Here is a 9,749-nt window from a genome sequence, read left to right as displayed (position 1 = left end):
GATCCGATTGACGCCCAGAACGGGTATTACGGCGCTGCGGGCACCACCGACGCGTTCGAAGAGGAAACTGACACGGGGACGAACACGACAACGGTCTACCTCCGGTATACCGTCAGTCTCCACGCACCGGACGCGAGCTTCATCACCGAAGACCGCTACGACCTCGACCCCGAAGACGTGCGACCCCACTCGCCTATCGTAATGGCCGACGGTGCAGACGGCCAGTACCCGGACCTCTCGGGCGACGAATACGGAACGAACGTCACTGCCGACGAGGCCGAAGACTACGACGACCTCGAAGCCGGCGATTTCGTCGCTGCGACCGCGGTCCCCTACGACGTGCTCCAGGAGAGTACGGACCACCCGGCGATCATGAGCACGTACACGCACTTCGACGTCACGGTGAACAACGAAGCCGCCGAAGCGGGCGTTTCCGGCGAATCCGGCGCTGGCGCCAGCGTCGACGAAGATATCGACACCATCGACTCCGGGAACACCACCGACTCCGGGAACACCACCGACTCCACCGGCGGCAACCAAACAGTGGACGGCAACGCGACGGGGGACAACTAATGCGGACAAAAAGAACACACGCGCGCGAACGCACAGCGACGTATCGATCGGAGACTCAGCATCACGAGGTATTCTAGGATGATGAACCACAACGACCAATCGAACGCACGAGGCAGCGATAGCGGACTCGCTCAGACGATGTCGACCGGCCGCCGCCGGTTCCTTCAGGCGGCCGGGATCGGCGCGACGAGTCTCACTGGATTCGGTGGACTGGCCGCGGGGCAGAGCGACGACAACGTCATCCAGCTCGAAGCGGTCAACATCGAGGCCGGCGGCGGTCGCGGCCGCGGCGAGTACGTCTGGGAAGACGGCGAAGTGCAGGGCCCCCCGGACAACGTCTGTAACTATGAGCAGGGCAACCACGTCTGGGTCGGCGTCTCGCCCGATTCGATCGGTGGGCAGACGAATCCGACGCTCGACCTGACGGCCGGCGAGAGCTACACGGTCGAATGGACGAACACGACCGGCGACGCTCACAACTTCGTCATCGTCGACGCCGACGGCAACGAGATTCTTGCCACCGAAGAGGTCTCGGAAGAAGGTACCACGCAGGTCGTAGAGTTCGAAGCCACCGAGGCGATGGCCGAGTACTACTGTGCGCCTCATTCAGGTTCCCAGCGCGGCGAGGTCGCCGTCGGCGACGGCGGTGGCCCCATGCCCGGTCCGGACGAAGTGAACCTGATGCTCGTGTTTGTCACGAAGGGGTACTCTCACCGTAACATTCCGTACGGGGTCGACAAGATCAAGGGGCTGAGCGATCGGATCGCGGCGGAGACGGGTGCGAACTCGGTCAACATCGATACGGTCCCCGAGGAGGTCCCCGACGACGTGACCGAGACGAAGCCGGACGACTCGTCCGCGTTCCCGACCGACGCGAGCGAACTCGAGCAGTACGACGCGATCATCTGGTTCAGTACGACCGGCGACGTCCTCGACGACCCCGCCCAGCGGGACGCATTCGAAGAGTACATGCGAAACGGCGGCGGCTACGCCGGCATCCACGCGGCCGGGGACACTCACCACCCCGGCGACGGCGAGTGGGACTTCTACCTCGGAATGCACGGCGGTGCCTACTTCACCGGCCACCCGGAGAATCAGGACGCCGAGATCCACGTCACGGATCAGGTCCNGGTGCCTACTTCACCGGCCACCCGGAGAATCAGGACGCCGAGATCCACGTCACGGATCAGGTCCACCCGTCGACCGACCACCTGCCCGCCAGCTGGGAGGTCTACGACGAGTGGTACGACTACTCGAAAAGCCCGCGCGGCGAAGTGCACGTCCTCGCGACCCTCGACGAGGACAGCTACGACGGCGCGGCGATGGAGAACGGCCGTAAAGATCACCCCATCTCCTGGGCACAGGTGTACCAGGGCGGTCGCGTCTGGTACACTGGACGCGGCCACACTCACGAATCGTTCGACGAGGACGCGTTCATCGATCACGTCCTCGGCGGGATCCTCTGGGCCGGCGGCTTCGAAGAGGGTGACGCCACTGGCACGGTCTGGAACAGCTACACCAAGTCCCAGATCACGTCCGACATCTACGAGGGAATGAAGGTAGACACGACGCCCGACGGGCGCGTGTTCTTCACTGACCGCATTAGTGGCAGCGAAGACGGCAACACCGGACAAGCGCCGGTAAGAGTCTACGATCCGGAATCCGACGAGGTGTCGACGGCGCTCTCTCTCGATGTGTACGCCGGTCAGGAAGACGGCTTACAGGGCATTACCTTCCACCCGGACTTCGAGGATAACGGCTGGGTGTTCATCTACTATTCGCCCGCTGAAGTGGAGGGCGACCAGCCCTATAACCTGCTATCCCGGTTCACGGTCGACGGTGACACGATCGACCCCGACTCCGAAGCGGAGATCATTCGGGTCCACACGCAGCGTGAAACTTGCTGCCACGTCGGCGGGGACATCGCGTTCGGTCCGGACGGCGAAGAGCTGTACCTCTCGACCGGCGACGACACGAATCCGTTCGAGTCCAGCGGTTACACGCCGATCGACGAGCGTGACGGTCGCGAATCATTCGACGCGCAACGCACCTCCGCAAACACGAACGACCTCCGAGGGAGTATCCTTCGGATCGTTCCCGAAGACGACGGCGGGTACTCGATCCCCGATGGGAACCTCTTCACGGGTGACGAGTATGCCGACGCGCGTGACAACGGAGAGGTGCGCGAAGAGATCTATCTGATGGGGTGCCGAAACCCCTTCACGATCGAGGTCGACGAAGAGACCGGGCTGCTGTACTACGCCGACTACGGTCCCGACGCCGGGAGCTGGAACGCCGAACGCGGTCCGCCCGGGATTGTCGAGTTCAACGTGGTGAGCGAGCCCGGCTTCCAGGGCTGGCCGTACTTCACCGGCCCGAACATCCCCTACCAGGACTACGACTTCGAGACCGGCGAGTCGAGCGGCGCGTTCGACCCCGAGAACCCGATCAACGACTCGCCGAACAACACCGGGCTCGAAGAGCTACCGCCGGCCGAAGAAGCGTCGATCTTCTACGGCTACGGCGGTTCGATGGATAACCTGTACAACGAGGTTCCGGGGTATGCCCAAGAATACGTCCCGGATGACAACCCGTGGCCGGAGATCGAGGGCGGCGGTGCGCCGATGGCGGGACCGGTCTTCCGGTCCGAAGACGGCTTCGGTGACAACGCCTTGCCCCAGTACTACGACGGTAAGTGGTTCATTATGGAGTGGAACCAGGGCTGGGTCAAGTGCGTCTCGTTCGACGACGACGGAAACGTGATGGAGATCGAGCCGTTCCTCCCCACTGAAGACTACATCGGACCGCAGGACATGACCGTCGGCCCGGACGGGGAGCTGTACGTCCTGGAATTCGGTGCAGGGTTCTCCGACCCCAGCGACCCAGGCCTCTACGTAATCGAACAGACGGGCGGCGGAGAGGAGGATCCGGAACCCGAGCCGGAACCCGAGCCGGAACCCGAGCCGGAGCCCGCCCCGGTGTCGATCCCCTACGGACTCGATTCTGGCAGTGAAAACCACGGTCAGACGGCCACGATCGGGGGATTAGAGTTCGACAAGCTTCCGAACGAAGGGGTCACACAGACCGGGAGTCACACCATCACCTCGCTTCTTGAGGCAGACGGTGAGTTCTCGATCGAGGGGACAGATAACGACCTGCTTTACAAAACCGAACATTACGGCCAAGGTATCGGATACGACATCGAAGTTCCGAACGGCACCTACGACGTGACGCTCCACTTCGCCGAGCTCTGGTGGGGCGTCGAAGGTCGCGGCGGAACAGATACCGGTGAAGGATCGCGTCTGTTCGATGTCTCGATCCAGGGAGAGACGGTGCTCTCTGACTACGATATCTACGCCGAAGTAGGCTCTCTGACGGCAACCACGGAGACCGTTGAGGGTATCGAGGTCACTGACGGAGTGCTATCGATCTCCTCGACCACCCAGGCGGATAACACGAAGTTCAGCGGGATCGAGATCCATCAGACAGATGGCGAAGACCAAGCCGGTCTCGACCCGGCTCAAACGATCCGAATGGACGGAAGCACGAGAGGGGGGTGGGAAGTGACATCGTCTCAAGATATCGCTGGTGAGACGAGCCCGACGCTCACCCTCCGTGAAGGGGAAGAATACACCGTTACGTGGACGAACGCCGATGGGGCTCCTCACGACTTCGTCGTGCAGGATAGTAGTGGCGGCGAAGTGGCCGGAACCGATTACGTTAGCGATGAAGGCGTGGAAACAACGCTAACGTTCACTGCCTCGGAAGAGATGGCCCAGTACATCTGTACCGTCCATCCGAGTGCGATGGTAGGTGACATCGAGATCGTCTGATGCCTAGGACCTGATGAACCGCCGTGAGGCGGCAGGACAGGTCATCAAACCACTGGAAGTGACGCGAGACGTTAGCTGAAACCGCCGTTGGCGGCCGAGGCGAAGCAGCCGCCCCCGAAGGACACGGGGGCTTCGCCGACGATTCCGTCGTTTCGCTCTGGGGTCTCCGGTTCACCCGGAAAAATTCTACCGCGAGGCACTTGACACGCCGAGCGAGATACTACAAACATCGTCCGATAGCGGCCTCAAGACGAGAGATTTCTCGCATCACTCTCACTAGATATCTGATCGGTTCAGATGAAGACCTGGCGGGCGCTGCGGCGCCGAGAGTCGCAGCCGCACGATACCGCCGATCACGATGAACACTCGTCCTTGACAGCCATCCAGAGCACGCGACGCGGACCGTCAGCGTCGACGATCATCTCGGAAACGATACATGCCCTCCTCGCGCGTTCGAACCGTCTGAGTCAGCGTTCGTCCGCGAGACCCAGCGAACGGAGCACCACACACTGACGGCAGACGATCGCGGACACGCGATCGACGACCGGCACGGACGATTCCCGAAACGGGCGCTTAGCACGGTCAACGAGGGTGAACTGAACATCAGTCGCAGATCCTTGTTCCGAATACCAGAACAATATGAGATCGATATTCGACCAGAGATACGAAGAGAATTACCTGCAATATACCGTTCTAAGACCTCTTCAGTCGAATTTTACGTTTGGGATTACATACGTACTAATGTAATTTGTATCGAGAGTTTTGTCAGCCATATGTTCTGTATGCCAGAATTAAGTTATTCAATTCGGAGCGGAACCGCGAACCGGAGTCCGTCAATCGCGGCTCGACTGGACGCGCGATCTCAGATCCGGTTGCGATCGCCTCCGGCAGATCGGTGACGACGAGCGGAATCGCTACTGATCGCGCGTGGCATCCGTACGCATACCAAGAACTGTCCGCGTACAGGAACTCTCCCGTAACGAAGTCGTCCCGGTGCTTGAGAAACAACGCGCCTTCGTCCGTTCCCTCGGCCGATACCCGCCCCAACTCGGTATCCGTGTCTCAATCCGTCTACGAATACCTCCTGTGGTGCATCGTCGACGGCTACGAATACGTTTTCGAGAAGCCACCCAGAGTTCGTCCCGTATGAGGGGGCATCAGGACGATCGCCTGTTGGACAGATCAGAACGAACACCCGCGGGACAGATCGGACCGGTGCCCGATCAGTAGTTGCCGTAGACGGGCTTCTCGATGGGGGTAGTACTCCAGGCCCGCGTCGCGAACGCTCCGTATCGATATGATCGTACGACCGAGATAGAAAGCGTTCGCACGGCTTCGAAGATACGTATTTAAGTCCGAATGACCGCCGGTTCCCCAATACTTAATTAAAGATGCCGTGATCGACTGGTATGACGGAACTTGCCTTTTCAACGAACGCGTATACGCGCTTCGAACTGCCGGATGCCGTAGAGCGGATTGCCGACCACGGCTATACTGGTGTGGAAATCCTGGCAGATACCCCGCATGCGTATCTTCCAGACTTTGACGAAGATGATCAGGCTGCGCTTGAGACCGCACTGGAGGAAACGGGGCTCCAAGTATCGAACATCAATGCGAATAACACTTCCGCGTACTACGATGATGCGCCGCCTTCCTCCTTCTTTGATCCGACGATTATCACCACGGACGACGAAGATCGAGAATGGCGCATCGAATACACGAAGAGCGCGATCGATCTTGCCTCAGCAGTTGATTCCCCGGCAGTCTGTATCCCCAGTGGTCGCCCGCTCCCCGGGAATCCACCTGAAGAAGCACGGGAGTATCTGTACGACTCGCTCTACGAGATCGCTGACTACGCCGAATCCGCTGATGTCTCAGTCGGTATCGAATTCGAACCGGAGTTGCTCATCGAGTGTACAGACGAGGCGCTGACGGTTATCGACGAAGTGGGTAGCAACGCACTGGGCGTCAACCTTGACCTCGGCCATGCAGCCGTATCCGGTGAAGATCCGGCCGAAAGCGTTCGGAAATGCGCTGGCAATATCACAGGAATTCATCTGGAAGATATCGTCGGTGGCCGAGGGGGGAAGCATTATCATCGGATCCCCGGAGAGGGGGATATTGACTTTGAGGCCATCTTTGCGGCCTTAGACGGTATTGGGTATGACGGCTTCGCGACAATGGAACTCTACACGTATCCCCATGCGCCCGATGAGGCCGCTGCCGAGGCGTTTGAAGCGCTTGAACAGTACGTGGACTAGTACGTAGACAGACGACCGTGAGTAGGTCAGTAACTCACGATCGAACCCGGGAACCTGTCAGTAGACACCTTCTACCGGCGATCGGCGGAGACGGTAAACTCGCATTCAGATTCAGCGTCCCTGCCGTCAGCGCACACTGAAGCGGACGCCTCCACTCGACGACGTCTCTTGGCCGCCGATTCTGGGTTAATCCGCATGAAGAACACCGTCGAGACGGGTAGGTAGAACCCACTTCTCAACCCGGATATCGAACAGCTCAGGCTTGTACGCGACAGACCGATACCAAGCATCTAACCGCCCACATATGGAATCGCTCTGGACCGCCGTTCGCTTCCGAATACCGATCGGGTTCCCGAATGCGATGTACATACAGCCGTGGTCGCGGACTTCGTCGAAAATCCGGTTCGAGGAACGGCGAAGTAAACCACCCTTTTGGGTGAGAGAAATCAACTTGCGTGTCAAGAAGAGAAACGGAGCTGCAAATCAAGGATGACCGAATTGCTATTCGAATATTGGTCCGCCGCTATCACGGTTTTCATCATCGACCGGCCGCTCACACTTCCCTCCATTATTTCCACTGTCATCCGGGAGAACTTCCAGTGGCCGCATCATGTCGTGGTCTTCGTGCTCAAGCATGTGACAGTGCCACATATAGTGTCCAGTTTGGTCGTTGAACAGCCCATCGTACTCGCCGAAGTGGACAATTATGTGTGCGACCTCGCCAGGGTCGACGGTAACAACATCATTCCAGCCTTGTTCATTTGTCCTCGGTGGGTCAAGCGATGCTGGATCGATGGTGTCTGCATCCGGATCGAAGTCAGAAAACGGCTGATGGCCAAGTACTTGGAAGTGAACGAGATGGAGATGGACGGGGTGAGACATCCCGGTGATATTGGCGATACTCCAAATTTCAGTAGTACCGAGCGTAGGTGTCTCAGTAACTGGGTCGTACAGATGGTTACCAGTGATGTTCTCCCCTGTTCCGAGGAGATGTACCGGTCGATCATACTCATCGGTTTGTGTTGCAAGAGTTACGTACCGATTACGGTCGGCGGAGTCAATCGGTATTTCAGGGACTCTCCCCAGGCTACTCGGAACCCGGCTCGGATCCGCGACAGGTTCCGTACCTTCAACATCGATGACCATCACCTCCGGAAGTGGTTTCGTGTCCTCTGCGTCGTCACCCACTGAGCCACGGAACAAGGCGGGCGCATTGTTGTGGAGCAAAAGCGTCTGGCCCGCATACTCCGAGAAGTCAACGACGACATCTGCCCGTTTGCTTGAACCAAGTTGGAGCCGGTCAGTGATCTGAACAGGCTCGGGGAGGAAGCCGCCGTCATTCCCGATCAAGGTGAACGAGGGGCCCTCTTCCCCGGTTGTTCCGGCCGATTCGTCGTACTCTAAGAGTTTCAGATTGTAGAATCGACTATTGGCCCCGTTTAGAAGTCGAAGCCGATACTTCCTCGGCTCAACAGTCAATCGAGGCCAAGCCTTCCCGTTAACGACCGATGTGTCCCCGTAGAACTGCGGAACGATACTCGGCTCAGGGCGTGATTCGGCAGTGTTTTCCTCGCTTACCCCTGTCGGATAGAAAAGGGACCCATCGTCGTTGAACGTACGGTCTTGGAGGACGAGGGGGATTTCATACTCGTCGCTGGGGAGATCGAGTTCGGGCTCAGACTCATCCCGTAGCAGATAAAATCCAGCGAGGCCCGCATACACGTTGAGGCGAGTAATACCTAGTGAATGGTCGTGGTACCAGAGCGTCGATGCGGGCTGATCGTTCACATAGTGGTAATCCTTTTTCGTAAACTTGGGCCCGGTCTCTTCGAAATCCTGAGTAAACCATGCTAAGGGTTTCCCGTCACTCTCGTGTTCGACGTTCCCACCGTGGAGATGCGTTACGACACGGCTGCTCGTTGTATCGTATGGCACCTTGTCACCATGGATCGTCGTATCGACTGGAAGAAGGTGCTCGTCAGGGAGTGTATTTTGCCAGCGGATATAGATCGGTTCACCGCGTGTCGCCTCGATAGTTGGACCGGGATATTGGCCGTCGTACCCCCATACCGTTGTCGACGGGAGATCGCGATGGATATCTTGTTCCACTTCCTGGATTTCCACCTCGTAGTACGGTTGCCCCTCTTTGGTTCCCTGCGGTTCGATAACACCCGGTCGAGGGACTTCATCTACCCACTTTTCCAGCTCCGGTGAAGAGCCGGAAACCTGAGCAGCCTGTGGGACACCGTTTGGCTCATTGAGGGCGCCATTCGATGCGGCGGCCGATTTTCCTACAGCACCGAGCAAGCTAGGGACGCTCAGTGCTCCAATCCCTCGCAGCATTGAACGTCGTCGAAAGTTAGTTGCGATCGATTCTTCATCGTCTCCAGTCAGTGAATTCTCCCGATCAGTGTTTTGGTCCGGCATTGTACGTGTTATGTTGATTCACTAACTCCAGCCACGACCACGAAACTCAAGGACGATACCCTCTCATCGCTCCGATGACCGAAGGCTGCCGTTCACTTCACGTTCGTCGACCCGCGATCGTATAATCGATATTACCTGCACCTGTCTCAGTTTCGTTCGAAGCTGGTAGGAGTAGGCCCACACATTGCGATCCCTTGTCGAGACCATCTTCGTGAGGTGGCCGGTACTCGCCAGCGTCCGCGCCGCTCGAAGGACATCTCCAGGTGTAGCCTCCGACGGCACCAACCGACGCATCCACTTCGACATTCTATTACTTCGGCACCTGAACACCAGTTACAATCGGATATACTTAATATTTATTCAACATACATTACGCTCAGTCGGTGCTTTCCGTGTTACACGGAGCAGCACGCGAAGCGGAGAATTACTGGAACAGTATGAGAGTGGAGGAAGTCGGTATCGCCGGCGACACTTGGATCCCGGAAACGTTACTTATCCTCGGAATCCCGATACGCGACGCGATCGGTCCGGAAGCAGACGACCGGAGAGTAGTTTCGCCCGGAAGGAGCGAACTCCGGTTCGGGTATCAGACGACGAGGTACTCGTCGAGGTCCTCGGTTTCGAGCTCCTCGGTCGTCCCCTGATACACGATGTC

The 9,749-nt window shown here is 58.5% G+C and carries 4 protein-coding genes and 3 pseudogenes; 6 read left to right on the top strand and 1 reads right to left on the bottom strand.

Annotation, left to right across the window (positions count from 1 at the left end):
* The 5 genes and pseudogenes from C471_RS09130 to C471_RS09115 form a co-directional block, all read left to right on the top strand.
* Window positions 1-573, top strand: a pseudogene (locus C471_RS09130) (hypothetical protein); the annotation flags it as partial.
* Window positions 574-651: 78 nt separating this feature from the next.
* Window positions 652-1,719 (top strand): annotated as a pseudogene (locus C471_RS18050) (ThuA domain-containing protein); the annotation flags it as partial.
* Window positions 1,611-4,406 carry a ThuA domain-containing protein gene (locus C471_RS09120; RefSeq protein WP_239638641.1) on the top strand — a complete coding sequence of 932 codons (2,796 nt, stop codon included), beginning with the start codon at window positions 1,611-1,613 and terminating at the stop codon, window positions 4,404-4,406. The pseudogene C471_RS18050 and the gene C471_RS09120, both read left to right, overlap by 109 nt.
* A 68-nt stretch (window positions 4,407-4,474) precedes the next feature.
* Window positions 4,475-4,763 (top strand): annotated as a pseudogene (locus C471_RS18355) (IS5/IS1182 family transposase); the annotation flags it as partial.
* A 1,052-nt stretch (window positions 4,764-5,815) separates the two neighbouring features.
* Window positions 5,816-6,667 carry a sugar phosphate isomerase/epimerase family protein gene (locus C471_RS09115; RefSeq protein WP_004048460.1) on the top strand — a complete coding sequence of 284 codons (852 nt, stop codon included), beginning with the start codon at window positions 5,816-5,818 and terminating at the stop codon, window positions 6,665-6,667.
* Between the two features lie 501 nt (window positions 6,668-7,168).
* Here C471_RS09115 and C471_RS16350 read toward each other — a convergent pair.
* On the bottom strand, window positions 7,169-9,010 hold the full coding sequence (locus C471_RS16350) for a multicopper oxidase family protein (RefSeq protein WP_080505561.1): 1,842 nt from the start codon (window positions 9,008-9,010) through the stop codon (window positions 7,169-7,171).
* Window positions 9,011-9,531: 521 nt separating this feature from the next.
* Here C471_RS16350 and C471_RS16985 point away from each other — a divergent pair.
* Window positions 9,532-9,738 carry a hypothetical protein gene (locus tag C471_RS16985; protein ID WP_152421855.1) on the top strand — a complete coding sequence of 69 codons (207 nt, stop codon included), beginning with the start codon at window positions 9,532-9,534 and terminating at the stop codon, window positions 9,736-9,738.
* The last annotated feature ends 11 nt before the right edge of the window (window positions 9,739-9,749 follow it).

It is taken from the genome of Halorubrum saccharovorum DSM 1137 (assembly GCF_000337915.1).
Lineage (GTDB): Archaea > Halobacteriota > Halobacteria > Halobacteriales > Haloferacaceae > Halorubrum > Halorubrum saccharovorum.
The sequence above is the reverse complement of the archived record's forward strand: the minus strand, read 5'-3'. Positions and strand labels throughout refer to the sequence as shown.

Coding starts and splice junctions, on each gene's coding strand:
- C471_RS09115 (WP_004048460.1), top strand. CDS start 5,816: ATGACGGAACTTGCCTTTTCAACGAACGCGTATACGCGCTTCGAACTG.
- C471_RS16350 (WP_080505561.1), bottom strand. CDS start 9,010: ATGCTGCGAGGGATTGGAGCACTGAGCGTCCCTAGCTTGCTCGGTGCT.
- C471_RS16985 (WP_152421855.1), top strand. CDS start 9,532: ATGAGAGTGGAGGAAGTCGGTATCGCCGGCGACACTTGGATCCCGGAA.